This window comes from Caballeronia sp. LZ016 (assembly GCF_031450805.1).
In the GTDB taxonomy this organism is placed as follows: domain Bacteria; phylum Pseudomonadota; class Gammaproteobacteria; order Burkholderiales; family Burkholderiaceae; genus Caballeronia.
The window spans coordinates 250,219-269,540 of record NZ_JARTVY010000004.1; the positions used below are offsets into that span (position 1 = coordinate 250,219).

General features: G+C 64.3%; 14 protein-coding genes. 4 read left to right on the forward strand and 10 right to left on the reverse strand.

All coding sequences use genetic code 11. The features are described 5' to 3' along the window. Positions 1-11: 11 nt before the first annotated feature. From pelF to P9220_RS21705, 8 genes are all read right to left on the reverse strand, one after another. On the reverse strand, positions 12-1,589 hold the full coding sequence (pelF, locus tag P9220_RS21670; RefSeq protein WP_309767578.1) for a GT4 family glycosyltransferase PelF: 1,578 nt from the start codon (positions 1,587-1,589) through the stop codon (positions 12-14). Next, complete coding sequence (locus tag P9220_RS21675) at positions 1,586-2,629, reverse strand: sugar ABC transporter permease (protein WP_309767581.1); 1,044 nt, start codon at positions 2,627-2,629, stop codon at positions 1,586-1,588. The genes pelF and P9220_RS21675 overlap by 4 nt, the downstream gene beginning before the upstream one ends. Continuing rightward, positions 2,616-4,022 (reverse strand): PelD GGDEF domain-containing protein, encoded by a 1,407-nt coding sequence (locus P9220_RS21680; protein WP_309767583.1) that lies wholly within the window; start codon positions 4,020-4,022, stop codon positions 2,616-2,618. The genes P9220_RS21675 and P9220_RS21680 overlap by 14 nt, the downstream gene beginning before the upstream one ends. A gap of 5 nt (positions 4,023-4,027) precedes the next feature. Further along, positions 4,028-4,564, reverse strand: coding sequence for a penicillin-binding protein activator LpoB (locus tag P9220_RS21685; protein ID WP_309767584.1), 537 nt, complete (start codon positions 4,562-4,564; stop codon positions 4,028-4,030). A 50-nt stretch (positions 4,565-4,614) separates the two neighbouring features. Continuing rightward, positions 4,615-8,430: a tetratricopeptide repeat protein gene (locus P9220_RS21690; RefSeq protein WP_309767586.1), complete on the reverse strand. Its 3,816-nt coding sequence runs from the start codon at positions 8,428-8,430 to the stop codon at positions 4,615-4,617. Beyond that, complete coding sequence (locus tag P9220_RS21695; protein WP_309767587.1) at positions 8,405-11,320, reverse strand: bifunctional glycoside hydrolase 114/ polysaccharide deacetylase family protein; 2,916 nt, start codon at positions 11,318-11,320, stop codon at positions 8,405-8,407. Before P9220_RS21695 ends, P9220_RS21690 begins: the two co-directional genes overlap by 26 nt. A 252-nt stretch (positions 11,321-11,572) precedes the next feature. Then, a complete protein-coding gene (locus P9220_RS21700) occupies positions 11,573-11,878 on the reverse strand; it encodes a protealysin inhibitor emfourin (protein WP_309767588.1) in 306 nt (101 codons plus the stop codon). Between the two features lie 43 nt (positions 11,879-11,921). After that, positions 11,922-12,998, reverse strand: a complete 1,077-nt coding sequence (locus tag P9220_RS21705; protein WP_309767589.1) for a M4 family metallopeptidase — start codon at positions 12,996-12,998, stop codon at positions 11,922-11,924. 329 nt (positions 12,999-13,327) lie between these two features. Here P9220_RS21705 and P9220_RS21710 point away from each other — a divergent pair, with 329 nt between their 5' ends. The 4 genes from P9220_RS21710 (at position 13,328) to P9220_RS21725 (ending at position 17,244) form a co-directional block, all read left to right on the forward strand. Further along, positions 13,328-13,633, forward strand: coding sequence for a DUF485 domain-containing protein (locus P9220_RS21710; RefSeq protein WP_309767590.1), 306 nt, complete (start codon positions 13,328-13,330; stop codon positions 13,631-13,633). Then, positions 13,630-15,291 carry a cation acetate symporter gene (locus P9220_RS21715; RefSeq protein WP_309767591.1) on the forward strand — a complete coding sequence of 554 codons (1,662 nt, stop codon included), beginning with the start codon at positions 13,630-13,632 and terminating at the stop codon, positions 15,289-15,291. Before P9220_RS21710 ends, P9220_RS21715 begins: the two co-directional genes overlap by 4 nt. A 156-nt stretch (positions 15,292-15,447) precedes the next feature. After that, positions 15,448-16,239: a phytanoyl-CoA dioxygenase family protein gene (locus P9220_RS21720; RefSeq protein WP_309767593.1), complete on the forward strand. Its 792-nt coding sequence runs from the start codon at positions 15,448-15,450 to the stop codon at positions 16,237-16,239. A gap of 60 nt (positions 16,240-16,299) precedes the next feature. Then, complete coding sequence (locus tag P9220_RS21725; protein ID WP_309767595.1) at positions 16,300-17,244, forward strand: LysR substrate-binding domain-containing protein; 945 nt, start codon at positions 16,300-16,302, stop codon at positions 17,242-17,244. Here the strand turns inward: P9220_RS21725 and P9220_RS21730 are convergent. Both P9220_RS21730 and P9220_RS21735 read right to left on the reverse strand, forming a co-directional pair. After that, positions 17,195-18,022, reverse strand: a complete 828-nt coding sequence (locus P9220_RS21730) for an ABC transporter permease (protein ID WP_309767598.1) — start codon at positions 18,020-18,022, stop codon at positions 17,195-17,197. The genes P9220_RS21725 and P9220_RS21730 overlap by 50 nt on opposite strands. A gap of 25 nt (positions 18,023-18,047) precedes the next feature. Beyond that, on the reverse strand, positions 18,048-19,289 hold the full coding sequence (locus P9220_RS21735) for an ABC transporter permease (protein WP_309768231.1): 1,242 nt from the start codon (positions 19,287-19,289) through the stop codon (positions 18,048-18,050). Positions 19,290-19,322: the final 33 nt, after the last annotated feature.

Genomic DNA, 19,322 nt, shown 5'->3' on the forward strand with positions numbered 1-19,322 from the left:
CGATCCCCGTGTCAGTCGTTTGCGCGGCCGATCAGCCGCTCGTATAGCGTGCGATATGCGCCGACCATTCGCTCCTGCGTATAGAAACGTTCGACGCGCGCGATGCCCGCTGCCTGCGCGGCGCGCCAGTTCTCTTCGTCGAGCAGATCGAGTGCGGCATCGGCGAGTGCGCGCGGATCGGCGATCTGCACGACGCGGCCTGCCGCTCCGAGCGCGGCATCGTCGCCCGGCAAGCCGTAGATCAACTGGCGGCACGAGCCGACATCGGTCGTCACGGAAGGCACGCCCGCCGCGAATCCTTCCAGCACGACGAGCGGCAATGCTTCGGATATCGAACTGAGCACGAGAACCCCGCATTTCGGCAACAGCTCGTCGATCTTCTGGAAGCCCAGAAACTTGACCTTGCCTTCGAGTCCGAGACTTTCGACAAGGCTGCGGCATTCGCGTGCGTATTCGGCATCTTCGTCTTCGGGTCCCGCGATCCATGCCTCGGCGTCCGGCTCCTTGCGCACGACCGTCAGCATCGCGCGAATGAAGGTCTTGATGTCCTTGATCGGGACGACGCGGCCGATCAGGCACAGTGTCTTCGGCACGCCGGGTGCACGCTTCGCGCGCAGCGCGGAGAGCCTCGGCAAGTCGACGCCGTTCGGTATGCTCGCGGTCCTTTGAGCCGGCGCACCATCGGCGACCTGCCGCTGACGGTTGCCTTCGTAAAGCGCGATGATGTCGTCCGCCGCGTCGTAGCACACGCGTCCGAGCGTCTCGAAGAAGCGCACCCACAGGTCGCGAAAATAGCCGACCTGCGATACGTCGCGCTCGAAGATGCTGCGGTTGTCGCGTATCCACTGGCTTTGAAACAGGTCGATCTTGCGTTCCTTCGTATAGATGCCGTGCTCCGAAACAAGCAGCGGCCGTCCGGTGCGAAAGTGGGCGAGTGCGCCGAGAAAGCCCGCATATCCCGTCGATACCGTGTGATAAACGCCTGCATCCGGCAGGTCATTGGCGATGCGTGCGAGCAGCCACAAGGGCTTGTGCATCACGCGTACGGTCCAGAAATAGTCGACGAAGGAAGGGTCGGTGCATCGCTCGCGATACTGCTCGGTGATCGTCTTCCACGCCTCGTGCGAATAGAGGAATTCGCGTTCCGACAGACGGCCGTCGGGCGCGAGCTCCTTGAGCATGTCACGCAGCATCGAGCCGGCGGCGGCGCGCATGGCCGGATTGCGCATCGCTTCGTGCAGTTCCGCCGATCGCGCGAAGGCTTCGCGATCGCCACGGCGTTTCTCGGCCTCAGGGGCGGCTTCGAAGTCGTAGAGAAAATGATTCTCCTGGTGCACGACGTTGTCCGGCAGCGCATACGACGCCTTCGGATAATCCTGCGGGCGGCTGCCGAGGAAGCACAGCGCGAACGTGAGATCGGGAAAGGCGCGGATCATCTGGTTGACCCAGCTCGATACGCCGCCGCTCACGTACGGAAATGTTCCTTCGAGCAACAGCACCACATCGGCGCGCGAGGCTTTGGGCAAGTCCGTACTGAGCGCAGGCCATCTTTTGATGGATGCTGCATCGGGAGGGGCAACGGTGTTCATGTCGGGCCTTTGCGGAGCGTGGCGAGCGAACCGCGCCAATAGTCGAGCACGGGCTTCATCACGGGCAGGATTGCGGACGGGCTCATCTGCGCAAGCAACGTCTTCACGCGTGCGAAATCGCCGCGCCGATACGCCGCCTCCGCGAGATAGGGCAACATGCGATCGCGCGCGAAGCCCTGCTCGATGGCACGCTCGAGCAGATTGTCCGCCGCATCGAGGTCGCCGCGGTCGAGCGCGAGCCGTCCGCGCATGCGCCACAGCGCGGCGTCCGAGGGATCGATATCGAGTGCAGCGGCGGCGTAGGCGTCGGCCTGATCGGCTGCATTGCGATAGACATCGCCCTGAACGAGATGCGCGTAGATGAGTTCGCCATAAAGTTCGGCGAGTGTCTTGTTGGCCTCATAACGCTCCCGGGGCGAAAGTTGCATTGCGAGCTTGGGACGTTGCGCGAGGATGCGCTGGGTGAGCTGCTTTTCCTGACTGTCGAGCATGCCGTAGGCGAGCAGGCGAATATCGTCGAGCGGATCGGCCAGCATGCCGCGCAGGAGCGGACTGATGGTATGCGCGGGCATCGACTGCATTGCGAGCAGGGCGGTCATGCGCAGCGACGTGACCGCTTCGGCGTTCTGCAGTTCGGCCTTCAGCCGCGCACCGCGCCCGTAAGACACGTGGGGGATCAGATGCGTCGCGAACTCGGGCTCTTCGACGTAGGCAATGTCGCGCGCCTGCGCTCGACGCGGCAATGCAAGCGCAACGGCCATTGCGCCGACGGAGGCCAGCGCGCCGCCCGCCGGCACCGCGAAGTTGAGCAGCCACAGATAACACCACGCGCCTTTCGAGCGATACCGCTGCGGCAACGCACGCCAGCATGCGAACGCGATCAGTGCGGCCGCGATCGCCTGCATCGAAAGGCACGTGAGCAGCACGCGCGTCGGCGGGCCGCCGTGCGCGGCGAGCACGAACACGCATGCCTGAACGACGACGCCACACACCGCCGCCATCCATGCAAGTGCAACGATGACGCGCTCAGTCTTCCACATGACAGAGCCTCAGAAAATGATGCAGCGCGTCCACGGGCGAATCGGCGGTGAGACGCATCGCATGCGTCGCAACATGCGCCGATTCGAAGTCCGCACCGAACTGCGCGCGCAGATTCTCTTCGATTCGCAAAAGATAACCCGCCACCGCGCTTTCGCCGGACAGCGGCATCAGCGTGAGGACGACGCGTCGCGCTGGCGTGATGATCGGCCACTGCGCATCGAGCGAGCGTCGCAGGCGCAGCACATGTTCATGCAGCGATGCGCCGAACTCGGTGGTATCGAAGACGAGCGCAACCAGTGATGATTCCACGCCCGTGTCACGCAGCAGATGGACGAGCCGCGCATAGTCAAGCGCGAAATCATAAGGACAACGGGGAAACGCCTGAAGGATGGACCTGCTCACCTCGGCATGGCGCACGCTGTCGGCGTAATAGCCGCACAGCACCAGCAGGAACTGCAGGTTGTCGCGGGTCATCGCGAGAAAGGGCATGCGTTCCACGACGAGCAGTGCGACGTGCCGCCCGGCTGCATCGAGCAAAGGCGCAACCGCGCGATAACGCGTGCCGGCGCCGGTCGCATTCGATTCGGGATGCGTGAGCACGAGCTTGTCGAGCGCCTCGCTGACGAGCGGATCGTTCGCATCGAGTTCGAAGGGCTCGCCGACGCTTGCAACGGGTGTCGTCGCAACGGTGTCTCCAGTCCATGCGAAGAGGCTTGCCGCTTCCAACTGGCACGCTTGTGCCGCGGTCCTGAGAAAGCGCGCGGCGCCTTGCAGTGGACCATCGTCTTCGTCGTTGAGCGCGAGCGAACGAAGGCGCGCAAGAGAGTCGCGTAAGGTCGCGGGCCGCGCGAGCACGTCCTGTTCGAGCCGTTCATGCGACAGGCGCAAGAGGAACTGGTTCTTCGTGAGAATCGACAGCCGTTCGGCGAGATAGTCGTTCGCAATGCGCGCTTGCCGCTGACGTCCGATCCAGATATCGCCGAATTGTCCGCACAGCAACGTGAGCACGAAGCCGCCGAAGAAGAAGCCGCCCGGAAACGCGGCATGACCGTGCGTGCCGGTGTACCACTGAGGCGCATGCCACGCGAGCAGCAGCAACAGCGCACTCGCCGTGCCTGCGAGCGTGCCGTAGCGCAATGCGAAGACGACCGGCACGAGCCACACCCAGCCAAAGCCGGTGCGGGAGAGGAGCGGGTCTGCCGGATCGACGAACCAGCAAAGCGCGAGCAGCGCGATGGTCGCGACGACGACTTCCATTGCGATGAACGCGGCCCGTCTGCGCGAGATGCCCGATGGCGCGAAGACACGCGCCCACGGCATGTCGCCCGCGACGGACTGTCCGCTTTGCGCGGCGCGCTGGCGTCGCGAGCCGCTATCGTTCATGACGCCCATGGCGGCTACTTCGTCAACGCGCCGAGAAGCGACTTCTCGAGCTTCTGCGCGACGCCCGACAGCGCATCGCGGCTCCATCCGGTGCGGCTGCCCGCCGCGCTCCAGACGACCTTGCCGCTCGCCACATCGACGACATCGAAGGTCAGACCCACGGCCGGCTCGCCATCGACGCCGACCTTGTAGCGCCACTCCGTCACGGCGCCGGTCAACGCGTAGCGCACGTTCTGCGACCGCGCCCAGGCGAGCGCCCTGGCGTTCGCGTCGGGCTTCGCGGTATCGAAGAGGGTTTCTTCGTCGCCGGTATCGGGGTATCGCGTGAGCTGCATTCCGTGCGATGCCAGCAGGCTCTGCGCAATCGCCGATGCGCGCAAGCCCGCTTGCGGCGTTTCCGTGCGATTGGCGATCGGCAATACGGTCCAGCTTGCGTTCTTGTCGAGCGCGGCGGCGGCAGTGTCGCTGTGATCCATCACCGCGCATGCGTTGAGCGCGAGCAACGCGCATGCGCTCACCAATGCGGCTTCAAAACGTCGTGACACTCTCATATGTGCTCTCCGATTGATTCGGTATCCGATGTATGTTCAAACGAGCGTCGTTAATAGAGCCAGCGATATCGCACGCCGTACTCGGTGAACGCCTGCGTGCGTCCGGCCGTCGCGCCGGCATGCTCGTAGTAGACGAGCGCCTGGTCATTGCCGAACACGCTGCCCGCGAATCCCACGCGCACTTGCGCGGTCCAGCCCTGGTTGGAATCGTGGATCGGTCCGGCAGCGAAGAATGGCCGCCAGGCGCGCGTGTAGCCCTCGGGGAGATCGTCGCCGAAAGAGAACAGCACGCCTTCCTGCGTGAACGACTGCGGCATGAACTGGCTCGCGGTCAGCGGCGTGCCGGCGGGCAACAGGCGCGCCAGTTGTCCGCCGGGATTGCCCGACGCGCTGTACTGCCCGTGCGTAAAGACCGCACGGATCGTGTAGTCGGGGTAATCGGCGCGCAGCTTGTAGCCTGCGTTGAAGTCCACTACCGTCCCGGTGCCGAGAAACGACCGGTCCTGTCCATGAAAGCGGTCGTATTCCACGCGGCCGCCCACGAAAACATGCGGGTCCGGGCGATAGTTGAAGCCCACGCTCACGAGGTCCTTCATCCCGCCGACGATCAACTGGCTCGTCTCGGTCGCCGCCTGATTGACGCCGAGGGCATAGTTGAAGCCAAGCGTTTGCTGCTCGAACAGCGTCCCGTCGACGCGAAACGTCGTGAAGTCATCGAGTGCATTGCGGCGGCCCATGCTCACGCGCTCGCTATCGTCGAGGCCGAGATGCCGCCACGTCAGCAACAACTGGCGATCGTGGCGCGGCACGTTGACGAGCGTGTCATCGCCGTGCTGATTGCGCTCGGCGTAATCGAGCGCAAGCGATTGCGTCGGCGACAGTCGAAGGCCCGCGCCGATACCGGTTTCGGTGTACGACAACCCGCCCTGATCGACAACCCTGAAGTGCGGCGCGATGGCCTGCGCGTTGCGCAGCAGTTGCTCGCGCAGTATCTGATTGACGATCTCGTCGTCGGGCAGCGCGAACTGCTGTTCGTACGCGTGGGTCTGGACGTCGCCGAAGCGGCCGGTCGCGGCTTCCGCATCGAGGCGGTTCTGACGCGGTATCCAGTCGGCCTCGGTATCGAGCAAGCGGTTCAATGTCGTGCGGTCGCGTTCCGCGAGCGCGATCGTCACTTCCGCATAGACGGGGCGCGTCGCACTGTCGATGTACTGGCGCAAGAGCCACAGGCTTTCGGCGTCATAGGCGTCGTGCGATTGCAGCCAGCCGAGCGCGGCTTCGCGGGCCACTGCGGAATAGAGCCGCTGCTTCTTCTCTTCCCGATGTGCCGCGATTTGCATGGCATCGTCCGCCGTGGCGCGTTGATTCGTTATCCCGATGGATGCGTCGTCTTCCCGAAGCAATTCGATCAACACTCGCCGCGATGCATCGCCGCCTGCGAACTGGTCGGTGAGGCCCACCATGCGACCGCGCAGGTCTTCGCGCTGCTCGTCGTCGAGCATGGCCGGCTGCTTGCCCGATGCGCGCAACGCCATCTGCGTGCGCCATACGGCATTGCGTACGCGCCATGCATCGTCGATACGGCCGTTCAGTTCCAGTGCATCCGCGTAGCCGAGCGCCCACAAGGGATCGTCGCGGCGCGTTGCGGCCTGCTTGTGCATCATGTGCAGCGCGCCGCGCGCATCGCCGAGGCGCAGACAGGCGGCCGCGTAGGGCGCCCATAGCGCGCTGTCGCGTTCGGCGGCGCGCGCGTAGCGGGCGAGGGCGGCTCGCAGTTCGGCATCGCTGCCGCGCTCGTTCAATGCCCAGAGCAGCGCGGCGCGTGCTTCCTGATCCCCCGGGGCGATAGCCAGCGCCGCGCGGGTATCGGCGAGTGCGCCGTCAGGGTCGCCTGCGCGCCGAAGGTACTGTGCACGCGCGAGCAGGAAGCGCGGCGAGCGCTCGGCTTCCTCGCGCGCGGCTGGATCGAGCGATGCCAGCAATGCGCCGATGCGCGCGGTCGCGCGGGCTCTCAGATAATCGTAGATCGCGAGTTCCAGCAAACGCTCGCGGCCCGTGCGGCGATACGCAAACTCGGCGATGCGTCCCGCTTCGAGCGGCTCGTCGTCGTACAGCGAAACCATCGCGGTGAGATCGTCGGGAGAAGCCTGGCCGCCTTCGACGAGTCTGTCGTACCCTTCGCGCGCTTTCCGGTCCTGCTGGCGCAGCGTGGCCATCATGGCGTAGAAGCGCCAGAAGTCGCCGTTCTGCGGGCTGGCGTTGTTCTTCGCAGCATCGAGCACCGCAAGCGAGCGATCGAAACGAGCGCGCGTGTAGTACATGAGACTGAGTTTCAGCGCGTACGACGGATCGGGACCGAACTCATTGATTAGCTGTCCGTAAGTGGTCATGGCGAGATCGTCGTCGCCCTTGCGTTCGGCGAGACGCGCGTAGCGTTCGAGCACTTGCCGGCGATACGCACCCTTTGCACGCGCTTGCAGAAAGTCGAGTGCGGCGTCCGGGTCGGCCTCTGCTTCGTAGGCGCTCACGACGCGATCGAGCTGCTTCATGTCGCCCGGCGCGCGGTCGGACTCGTGAATGGCGGCGGCAAGCATCGCGTCGTTGTCGCCGAGGCCGGGGGCGAGGCGTTCGACCTGCTTCCAGTACTTGTCGTCGCCGTGCATGCGGGCAAGCACGAGATAGTTGGCGAGCGCGACATTCGGCGCGCGATTCCACTCGGCAACCTGAGCCAGCCTTTCGCGCCATTGGGTGGATGCCGGATCGCGATCGACCGCCGTTTGCGCGACGCGTTGCGCGGCTGCGAGATCGCCGTTGGCGAGAAAGACCCTGAAGCCGAGTTCGAAGTCGGCGGGATCGGGAGGCGCTTTCTCGTCGGCGATACGGGCGATGCGCGTCTGCTCGGCGCCGCCGTTCATGCAGGCATGGGCGCAGATCGTAAATCGTGGCGACCGTGCGTCATGCGCGGGGCGGGCCGATTCGAGCGCCGCCAGTCGCATGGCGTTCTTACGCGCCGACATGTCCAGCAGGCGTTTTGCGTATCGATCCGCGATGTCGGGCCGCCCCGCCGCGAGCGCGAGCTTCGTCAGATAGCGCAGCGTTTCCCGATCGCGTCCGAGCGATCCGATGTGCGTATCCGCAGCGACGAGCGCATCGGCGAGGCGGTTGCCCGCTTGCAATGCCTGCACGCCCGAGAGAAACAAGCGGCGTTCGTCGTCGCGTGTCCTGGCATGCGTCTGCGCCGCAAAAAACGCATTCGCCGCGCCCACGTGATCGCCCGCGGCGAGCTTCAGTTGTGCGCCCTGCGTGAGCCAGCGCGATGCCTCGTCCGGCTTCATTTGCGCGAGCCGCTCGTAGTATCGCCCCGCGAGCGCGCCGTCGTTGAGCGCACGCGCTTTCGCTGCGAACGCTTCGAGCTCGGCTGCGTCCCACGGCTTGCCGATCGTTTCGTCGAGCAATGCACGCAGTTCTGCCAGCCGCGCGCGACGAGCGGGATCGCCGGGCGCGAGCGCATACGCCTCTGTCTCGGCGAGTTCGATCCGCACCTTCAGCGCCCGCAGCTGCGCATGTGGATCGCTCGAGACGGAGAGCCGTGCGAGCATCCGCTGGGCGTCCGCGATGCGCTGCGCCTTCAGATACTCGCGCGTCAATTCGTTGAGCACATCGGTGTTATCCGGTTCGATACGCAGCCACGCTTCCAGATAGGCGACGGTCAGCGTATCCGCCTCGCGGCCCTGCAGCAGACGCTCCTGCAAGCGCTCGCGCGGGAACGCGAGCACGAGCATCAGCGTGACCAGCAGCCCGAAAGCCGCCACGACGAACGGCGAGAAAAGCCGCTGGCGATCAGCTTGCGCAGACGACATCGACATGGACGGCATCCGATTCGTTGCGCTTCGATGCGGGCGGCGAATACACGCGCCGTCCCTGAGCGATGGCGGGAAGAAGCGCACGCCCATTCGCCCGGACGACGCATGCACCCGCGCGCGCCTCGCCGCCGATGGCGAAATGCGGCGCGACATGCGACGTCAGTTCGAAAACGAAGCCTTGCGCAGTTCGCGTGAAGCGATCGACGACGCCATTGGCTTCCGCGAGATACGGCATCTTCGCCGCTTGCGCCGCGTCGACAATGCGAAAGCGCGCCTCCCCGCCGCTCAGGCTGACGTAGACGCCGCCCGGTCCCGCCTTGAATCCGATCACGCCTTCTGCGCTCGCGAGATCGGGCACGCGGTCGTCGGGCAGCCGCACGGTGCGCAGGGAGCCGTTGCCCCGAATGCGCCAGAAGTCGCCATCGCGCGTGACTTCCATGCGCTGGAAATCCAGCACTTTCTGGGCATACTCGGATGCATAGACGGGCATGAGCGGCTGCGCCGACAACGTGCGATACACCTCCGACAACGTCTTCACCGATGCGTACTTGGTGCCCGAGAACATGTGGTAATAGACATCGACCGGCTTGAAGCGGATCGGCGTCTCCGTCATGTCGAACGTTTCGAGCACGCGCCGATAGCCGTAGTACGGTCCATGCCACAGATCGGTGTACGGCTCTTCGTTCTGATTCGGCGCGAACACCTGAAAATAGCCGTCCTTGTTCACACCGAGCGGCGCAATCGCCGTCCAGCTCGGGTAACGCTTCGTGATGAGCGTGTCGCCGCCGTTCATGTTGTAGACGCCCGCCTTGTCCGCAGCCTCGATGACGCTCGCGGGCACCTGGCAGTCGCCGCTCCATAGCAGCACTTTCACGCGCTTGGCCGGGGGCGCGAGCGTGTCGATATAGCGGATGGAGCCGCCGATTTCACGGTCGGTGTCATAGCGATAACCGGGAATGTCGATCGACAGCCCGTTGTAGTTCGCACGGCCCCCGCCCTCGGCGGTGTCGTCGCCGCTCGACTTGCCGAGGCCCGTCACGCGCATCCACTGCAACGGATGCGTATAAGTATGGCTCGCCATTTCGACGTTCGGCAGCGCGAACAGCTCACGCGCGATCGCGCGCAGGCGCGGTGCATCCTTGCTGTAGGGTCCGTCGTCCGATATCTCGCCTTCGATGACGGAAACGGTAGTTGGCAGCCCGAACTTTCGGATGACGTTGTAGAGCGCGTCGCCGGAGTATTGCGGCGGGGCGTTGGTCGATACCTTCATCGGTCCGCCGTTCACGTCGAACTCCGCGCGCGAGGCGAGACCGTCGCCGTCGATATGCGTCATCAGCAGGCGCCGCCCGTTCTCGGTGGTCGGGTCGGGGGCGGGCATGTCGTCGGGAAGGCGCAGCGCCGCGCGAAAGAAGCGTATCGGCTGCAGTACCCAGCGCGCCTGATTGGCCATCGGCATGTCGAAGACGGCGAAGGGGCGCATCGCATAGCCGCCCCACGGCGTGATCGCGGCGGCATCGATTGCGAAGTCGTTGCCCGCATCCGCCGACGCAAGCCGCAACAGCGAACGACTGCGCGCACCGGCGCGAACGTTCGCCGTATCGTGCGGATCGGGTTGCGGCTGCATTTCGAAGCCCATCATCGACGCATCCATCGATTCAACGCGCAATCGTTTGCCCGGACGCCCCGCGACGGGTTCGAGATCGAGCTTGCGCGCAAGCTCGCCGCTCATGTCGATGCCGAAGGTCGTCAGCATCGCGACAGGCGTGCGGTGATCGACTTGCGCTTCCAGCCAGTCGCGAAACGCGGACGGGTCCGGCGCCGGATAATCGAGCCAGACGACGACGCCCGCGTATCGCTTCGACAAGTCGCCTTCGGGCAAAGGCTTCGCGACATCGGCGAATTCGACGCGGTAGCCGAGCCAGTTGAGCGGCATGGACACGAAACGCACGCCCGGCGTCACGTTGAGATTCGCGCCGGGCTGCACGTCCTGAACGACGAGAATCGTGCGCGATGCACTCGCGTCAGGCCGGCTCGGAATTCCGCTGCCAACGGTTTGCAACGCGCCATCCGTTACGTAGGGGATGAGCCCTTGCTGCCTGATCTTGTCGATGGCGTCACGCGCGCACTCGCGATCTGAAGGCGGGCAGTAATCGATGGACAGCACTGGCAGCGCATAACGCTCGCGCAGCGTGCGCGCCTGAGCGAGCAGCCATTGACGGTCGGCTTCGGGCACCGCGACATAGCGCCTGTTCGCCTGGTCCCATCCGCGATACAGCGATTCGAACGCGACCGCATACGCCAGGTCGTGCACGCGCGGCATCAGTTCGAATCCGCGATTGAAGATGAGCCGCGCGTCCGGATAGCGCGCCTTGATGGCGCGGATGACCGCCACCACGCCGGCTTCTTGTTGCGCGCGTTCTTCATCGTTGCGGGCAATGGCCTGATACGAATCGAGCGTATCGAGAAAGAAGCCGCGATAACCGCGCGCCCATAACGGCGCGATCACGCGATCGACGAAGAATTGCGGCCATCCGGGCGCGGTCTGATCGACGATGCGCGAGGCCCACGCCGCGTTGCTGCCCTTCAGCCACGCGGGCGGCATGTCCTTGTAGTACGCACGCGCGGGCGTGACTTCGCCGACGCTCACGTAAGCGAGCCATCTGGACTGAGCGGATGAGGCTGCATGCGTGGAAGGCGAGAAGCCGCTGTCCGGCTCGACGACCACCGCATCGAACGACGACAACTGCCCGACCGGCACGGGCGAGCCGTAAAAGAGCGCAATGGACGGGTCGCGCGCGCCTTCGTCGGCGCTTGCGGGGAGCAGCGTCATCGCGAGCGCGGCCGCGAGCATCGTCGCGAGCGTGCGTCCGATACCGCGTGACAGCGCGAGCATCAGGCGGCGTGATCGCCGGCGCGGCGCGCGTCGGCTGCGTGAGATGCGGCTTGATCGAATGAAATGCGGTGTCGTCTCATATCGTGGGCCTTCGCGGCGCTCTCGGTGATGTGCACTGGACGTGCGATGTCCTCGCGACTCGCGATTGGTCTGAGCAAATTGGATGCCTGCACGCGTCATAAGCGGTGCGTCGAGGCGTGCGGTATCCGGTGAGGACGAACCATCGCGCTCTTACAACGCGACCGGTAGTATTCACCGACGCCCGTGCTGCCTGATGAACACCATCAGCGCAGAGAAGGCCGGTGGCACGGACGGATCGGCGCATCCCAGTTCGATGTCCCCATCGCCCGAAACGATGATGATGCGATACGTCCGCCCGTCCGGCACCGGCCGGGTTGCGGCCCGCGGCGCGGCAGCCGGCTGCTCCCGCGCGGCGGAGACGAGACGCGAAAGTTCTTCGCGCTCGGCGGGCGACAGATCGTTTTCGTCGATGACGATGGGCCGTGCGAGGCCGGGAAAGAAGCCGACGCCCCCGTCGATGATCAGTTCAGCGTGCACAGGAAACTCCTTCTGCATGCGATCCGAAGTAAAGCGCACCGGCTCACAATACACCGACCGTGTCCCAGGCTTTGGTGACGGCCTTCGCCTCGGCGCTGCCCGCGCCGTACAGACGACCCGCGTTCGATACCGTGAGCTTCGCGAAGGCCTTGAAGTTGACGTTCGGCTTGAGATGCTCATCGTTGAGCGTTTCGTACCAGATGCGGCCGGCTTTCTCCCACGCATAGCCGCCGATGTCGAGCGCGGCCAGGCAGAACGCGCGGTTCGGGATGCCCGAATTGATGTGCACGCCGTGGTTGTCCTGCGCGGTCTGAACATAGTGCGCCATGTCGGCGGGTTGCGGGTCCTTGCCGAGAACGGGATCGTCGTACGCGGTGCCGGGCTCTTTCATCGAACGCAACGCGACGCCGTTCACGCCGCTCGTGAGCAGCCCCGCACCGATCAGCCAGTCGGCTTCGCTCGCCGTCTGCTTCAGCGCATATTGCTTGATGAGCGCGCCGAACACGTCCGACACCGATTCGTTCAACGCGCCCGATTGACCTGAATACGCGAGCGCGGCTGCGTGTTCGGTGACGCCATGCGTGAGTTCATGGCCGATCACATCGAGTGCGATGGTGAAGCGATTGAACAAAGTGCCGTCGCCGTCGCCGAACACCATCTGCTGCGAATTCCAGAACGCGTTGTCGTACTCGACGCCGTAATGCACGGTGCCGATGAGCGGCATCCCCGCACCGTCGATGGAGTTGCGCTCGAACACCTTCAGATAGAACTCGAAGGTCGCGCCGAGGCCGTCGTAGGCTTCGTCCACGCTGACATCGTCGGATGGGGGCGAGCCTTCCGATCGCACCAGCGTGCCCGGCAGGGTCTCCGTGTTGTTCGCGGTGTAGATGCTGCGCTGCGCCGATGCCGCGGCGGCCGGAGCCGCGTGCACGCCGCGCCTCGGCGCGATCAGCGCCGCCTGCACGGAGCGGATCTGCCGGAAGGTGTGGTCGGCGCTCAGCGTTTCGACGGCGAGCGAGCGCTGCTGCGGCGTGCCCTTTTTCGCGATCTCCTTGAGCATATGCGGCGGCAGAATGCAGTGGATCGGATGAACTCGTTCATGCCGGGCGTGATTGCACATGGTCTTCTCCCTGGTTTCGAGTGAGCGAGACGGATTCGGCGCACGATGGCTACGCGAGACCGAACGGTCGATCGGGTCCCCGCGCGCCGCACGCCGCGCGTCTTCATGACGATGCTTTGCAGTGCTGCCTGCAACGATACGTGATTCGCGCGCAGTCATCACGCCGGATAGCGTTGACCGATGCTGCCCCCCGCGTAAACCCCGCCATCCGCGGACCCTTTGCGTAAGAAACGGGTAAGCCGGCGCACGTACCTTAGGCGTCAGCGCAAAGAAAAGATTCAGCGGTCACGCATCGCGCGCGCAAACATCATCTTGGCAGGAGACACATCATGGATGTTCAGGTCGCCGAGACCATCAAGGCGAGCGCGACTTATCGCGAACTCGTCCGCAAACGTTCGACGCTCGGCTGGACGCTGACGGCCCTCGTGCTCATCGTGTATTACGGCTATGTGCTGCTGATCGCGTTCGACAAGGACCTGCTTGCATCGAGGATCGGCGCGGGCGTGATGACGTGGGGCATGCCGATCGGCCTGTTCGTGATCGTCTTCACCGTGGCCATCACGGGCCTCTACGTGCGTCACGCCAACAGCACGTACGACGACCTGACCGACAAGATCAAGCGGGAGGTCCAATGAAAGCTCGACAGCTCCTTGCCGCAAGCGCGCTCGCCGGCGCCTCCGCCAGTTCGTTCGCCGCGGGCGGCGATCTCGGCCAGGCAGTCAAGCAGGCCACCAACTGGACCGCGATCAGCATGTTCATCGCGTTCGTCGTGGCGACGCTTTTCATCACCAAATGGGCCGCTAAGAGAACGCGCTCCGCTTCCGACTTCTATACGGCGGGCGGCGGCATCACCGGATTCCAGAACGGCCTGGCGATCGCAGGCGATTTCATGTCGGCGGCGTCGTTCCTCGGCATCTCGGCTGCGGTCTACACGAACGGCTACGACGGTCTCATCTATTCGATCGGCTTTCTCGTCGGCTGGCCGATCATCACGTTCCTGATGGCCGAGCGGCTGCGCAATCTCGGCCGCTTCACGTTCGCCGATGTGGCGGCGTACCGCTTCAGGCAGACGCCTATTCGCGCGTTCGCCGCATCGGGGACGCTGGTCGTGGTGGCGTTCTACCTGATCGCGCAGATGGTCGGCGCGGGACAGCTCATCAAGCTCCTGTTCGGACTCGAATACTGGATCGCGGTGGTGATCGTCGGCGCGCTGATGATGGTGTACGTGCTCTTCGGCGGCATGACCGCGACCACGTGGGTGCAGATCATCAAGGCGTGCCTGCTGCTCGCGGGGGCGTCGTTCATGGCGTTCATGGTGCTGTGGCAATTCAACTTCAGCCCGGAGGCGCTGTTTGCCAAAGCGGTCGACGTTCACGAAAAGAAGGCGTCGATCATGGGTCCGGGCAACTTCATCAAGGACCCGATTTCGGCCATCTCGTTCGGCATTGCGCTGATGTTCGGCACGGCTGGCCTGCCTCACATCCTGATGCGCTTTTTCACGGTGCCGAATGCGAAGGAAGCGCGCAAGTCGGTGTTCTGGGCGACGACATGGATCGGTTACTTCTACATCCTCACCTTCATCATCGGCTTCGGCGCGATCGTGCTCGTGTCCACCAATCCGGCGTTCAAGGATGCGGGCGGCAAGCTGCTCGGCAGGACCAACATGGCGGCGGTGCATCTTGCGAGCGCGGTCGGCGGCAACGTGTTCCTCGGCTTCATTTCAGCGGTGGCGTTTGCCACGATTCTCGCGGTGGTCGCGGGCCTGACGCTCGCGGGGGCATCGGCGGTATCGCATGATCTCTATGCGACCGTGTTCAAGCATGGCAAGGCGTCGAGCAAGAGCGAACTGCATGTGTCGCGCGTGACGACCATCGTGCTCGGCTTCGTGGCGGTCGTGCTCGGCATCGTGTTCGAGAAGCAGAACATTGCGTTCATGGTGTCGCTCGCGTTCGCGGTCGCAGCCTCGGCAAACTTCCCGGTGCTGTTCATGTCCGTGTTGTGGCGCGGTTGCACGACACGCGGCGCGGCGCTCGGCGGCTTTCTGGGCCTGCTTTCGGCGGTGGTGCTGACGGTGCTGTCGAAAGCCGTGTGGGTGGATGTGTTCCATTTCGCCGATGCACCATTCCCGTATGCATCGCCCGCGCTGTTTTCGATGGCGATCGGCTTTGCGGGCATCTGGCTCTTCTCGGTCACGGACCGGTCCGCGCGCGCTCGTATCGATCAGGCCGGCTTCGATGCACAGACCGTGCGTTCGGAAACGGGCATCGGCGCGGCGGAAGGCGCGAGTCACTAAGGCATGAGTTAGTTGGCAAGCAGCGCGGCCGGCAAGAGATTGCTGGCCGCGCTTAAGCATTTTCCTTTAGCGGTTATAGGTTTTTCATTATTTCCCCAGGCAATATGTCGTGACACGCTTGTCGAACATCGGCGATTTCCTCAAAGGGAGAATCACATGTTCGAAGAAGAGAAAGAAGCGTTCGCACGCGATGGCGTGGCCGTGCTGCGCGGCGTGTTCGCGGAATGGATTCCGACGCTGCGTGAAGGCGTCGCAATGAACGTTGCACAGCCGGGTCCGGATTTTCGCGACTATACGGCGGGGAAAAGCACAGGCCGCTTCTTCGGCGACTATTGCAACTGGCAACGCATCGAGCCGTTTCGACGCTTCGTCGAAGAGAGTCCGGCCGCGCGCATCGCACGGGAACTGATGCAATCCGACCGTGCGCGCATCTTTCACGAGCATGTGCTCGTCAAGGAACCCGGTGCCGACAAGCCGACGCCGTGGCATCACGACGAGCCGTATTACTGCGTGAGCGCACGGCAGAGCGTGAGCATGTGGGTGCCGCTCGATACGGTTCCGCGCGATACGTGCGTCGAATTCGTGGCGGGTTCGCATCGCTGGGGCAAGCTCTTTCGGCCGCGCAAGTTCACCGGCGTGACTTACGACCGCAGCGCCGATGGCCTCGAAGACATGCCGGATATCGAAGGGCGCCGCGAGGAATACGACATTCTCGGCTGGGATTTGCAGCCCGGCGATGCAATCGCGTTCGACTTCCTGACGGTGCATGGCGCGCCGGGCAACCGGCAGGCCGGTAATTCGCGCCGCGTGGTGTCGTTCCGATGGCTCGGCGACGAAGCCGTTTATGTCGATCGCGGCGGCGAGACTTCACCGCCCTACAAGCATCTCGCGGGCAAGCTCGCGCACGGCGATCCGCTGCCGGAGCAAGAGTTTCCATTCGTTGCGTGATGGAAAGACCGGGGCGGCCTGATACCATCACTTCTCCCGGTCCTATCGATTCGCGCACGCATGGCCACTTCCTTCACGCTGCGTCAGCTCAGGTATTTCGTTGCAACGGTCGATCATGGCAGCGTCGCGGAGGCATCGCGGCAGCTTTATATTGCGCAGCCGTCCGTATCCGCTGCGATCAAAGGGCTTGAAGAAGGGTTCGGCACGCAGCTCTTTATCCGCAGCCACGCGCAAGGGGTATCGCTGACGCCAGCGGGCGCGCGGTTCTATGAACATGCGAAGGAACTCTTGCGCAGCGCGAAGGAATTCGAACAGAACGCGCTGGCGGAAGCGGACGTGGCGTCGGGAAGCGTGGATATCGGTTGCTTCGAGACGTTTGCGCCGCTCTATCTTCCATCGCTGATTCGCGGCTTCAACGCGGTTTATCCCGGCATCGAGATTCGCGTCCGTGACGGCGATCAGGACGAGCTGTTGCAAGGGCTCTTTAGCGGCCGCTTCGATCTCGTGATGGTCTATGACCTCGGTCTCGATGCCGCTATCGATACGCATCTGCTGACGCGTCCGCAAAGCCCTTACGTGTTGCTGCCGGCGTCGCATCGTCTGGCGGGGCAGGCGAAGGTCAGTCTCTTCGAGCTATACGAGGAGCCGCTGATTCTGCTCGACGTCGCGCCGAGCCGCGACTATTTCGTCGATCTGTTCGAGCCGTTCGGGCTCACGCCGCGTGTCACGTTCAGTTCGCCGTCGCTGGAGCTCGTGCGCGGCATGGTGGGGCAGGGCTTCGGCTATTCGCTGCTCGTCACGCGGCCGCCTTCGTCGCTGACCTATGACGGCAACGAAGTAATCGCGGTGGGAATCGTGGAGGACGTAGCGCGCTCCGGGCTCGTCGCGGCGTGGCTGAAGCGCAATCCGCTGACCACGCCTGCGCGCCGCTTCGTCGATTATGCGGAGAAGATGCTCACGCCAGCGCCTGACTTGCCGTCGCCGCGCGCGCCCGCAGCCAGTTGATGCTCGCGAACAGCAGCACCGCGAATACGATCAGCATGGTCGCGACGGCGAGAATCGACGGATCGATGGAATCGCGAATGCCGCTCCACATTTGCCGGGGCACGGTCTTCTGTTCGGGTCCGCCGATGAACAGAATGACGATGACTTCATCGAACGATGTCGCGAACGCGAATACGCTGCCCGTGGCCACTGCCGGCGTGATGAGCGGCAAGGTCACGCGCCTGAACGCGGTCCACGGCGATGCGCCGAGCCCTGATGCAGCGCGCAACAGGCTCTGATCGAACGATAGCAGCGACGCCGTCACCGTGATGACCACGAACGGCGTGCCGAGCGCCGCATGAGCGAGCACCACGCCCGGATATGAATTGACGAGACCGAGCGGCGCGAAGATCAGATAGAAGCCCGCCGCGACGACGACGATCGGCACGATCATCGGCGAGATGATGATCGGCATGATGACCGAGCGTAGCGGAAACTGCGCGCGCGAAAGACCGAGCGCGGCAAGCGTGCCGAGACACGTTGCAATGAGCGTCGATGCCGCGCCGATGCCGATGCTGTTCAGGAGCGCACGCTGCCAGTCCGCGCTCGTCAGCGCCTGTTGATACCAGCGCAGCGAAAAGCCTTGCATCGGGTACGAGAAATACGAGCCCGAGTTGAACGAGAGCGGGATGATCGCGAGAATCGGCGCGATGAGGAAGAACAGCACGAGCGCGGTATGCAAGCGCACCCAGCGCGCGGCGATGCGTTCCGTCAGCACCGTGTTGCGTTTGTCTTGCATGAACGTTCCTTCGAATGCGAGTGGCTCAGCCGAAGCGCAGACGGTCGATGCCGACGATGCGGTTGAACAGGAAATAGAAGATCGCCGTGAAGATCACGAGATACGCCGACAGCGCGCCCGCTAGGCCCCAGTTGAGTTGCGTGTTGGTTTGTATCGCGATGAGCTGGCTGATCATCTCGTCGCCTGCGCCGCCGAGCAGCGCGGGCGTGATGTAGTAGCCGAGCGCGAGCACGAAGACGAGGAAGCAGCCCGCGCCGACGCCTGGCAGTGTCTGCGGCACGTACACGCGCATGAAGGCAGTGAACGGATGCGCGCCGAGCGATTTCGCCGCGCGCACATAGACGGGTGAGACGCTCTTCATCACCGAATAGATCGCGAGGATCATGTACGGCAGGAGCACATGCGTCATGCCGATCAGCACGCCCGTGCGATTGAAGATGAGCGGCGCCGGATGCGTCGCGAGGCCGAGTCCCATCAGCAGACTGTTGACGACGCCACCCGGCTGCAACAGCACATACCATGCGGTCGTGCGCACGAGCAGCGACGTCCAGAACGGCACGATCACGAACAACATCAGACGGTTGCTGCTCTTCGCGGGAAGATTGGCGAGCAGCCACGCAACCGGATAGCCGAGCACGAGGCATAGCAGCGTCACCGTCGCACTGATGGAGATGGTGCGCGCGAACGCATCGCGATACACCGCCGCATTGGACGGCACCGATGCAATGGCGCCCTTCGCCGTGACCTCGGCATCGACGGCAGCGAGCAGATAATCCGGCGTCGGCGATGCGGCCGCACGCTTGAGCAAGCGCCATATCTCGGGCGAGTTCCACCGTTCGTCGAGGCCGGTCAACGCCGGCTTCCACGCGGGCGGGGCATCGTTGCGAATGCCGCGCGCCGTGCGCATCAAGAGGCTGCGAAACTCCGGCTGCGCGAAGTTGAGCCGTCGCGCGACATTGCCCAGTTGTCCGCTTTCGCGTGCCTGCACGAGGCCCGAGGCGAGCAATGCGAAGGTGCGCTCGTCGGGTATCCCCTGACCGTCCCACGCATCGAGGGCGCGCGCGAGCGCGGGCATGCTGTCGGGCACTTCGTGGTTCTGCACGCTGCGTGCGAGCAGCAGCGCGATCGGCGCGATGAAGGTCGAAAGCAGAAACACGATCAACGGCAGCGCAAGCAGCAACGCCTGCATGGACGCGCGCCGTTGCGCCTTCTGATAGGACGCACGGCCTTCGGCTCTCGTCGGAGTGCCTTGGGCCGATGCGTGCAGGTGGGTGGTCACGGTCAAGATGGTTCTCGTTCG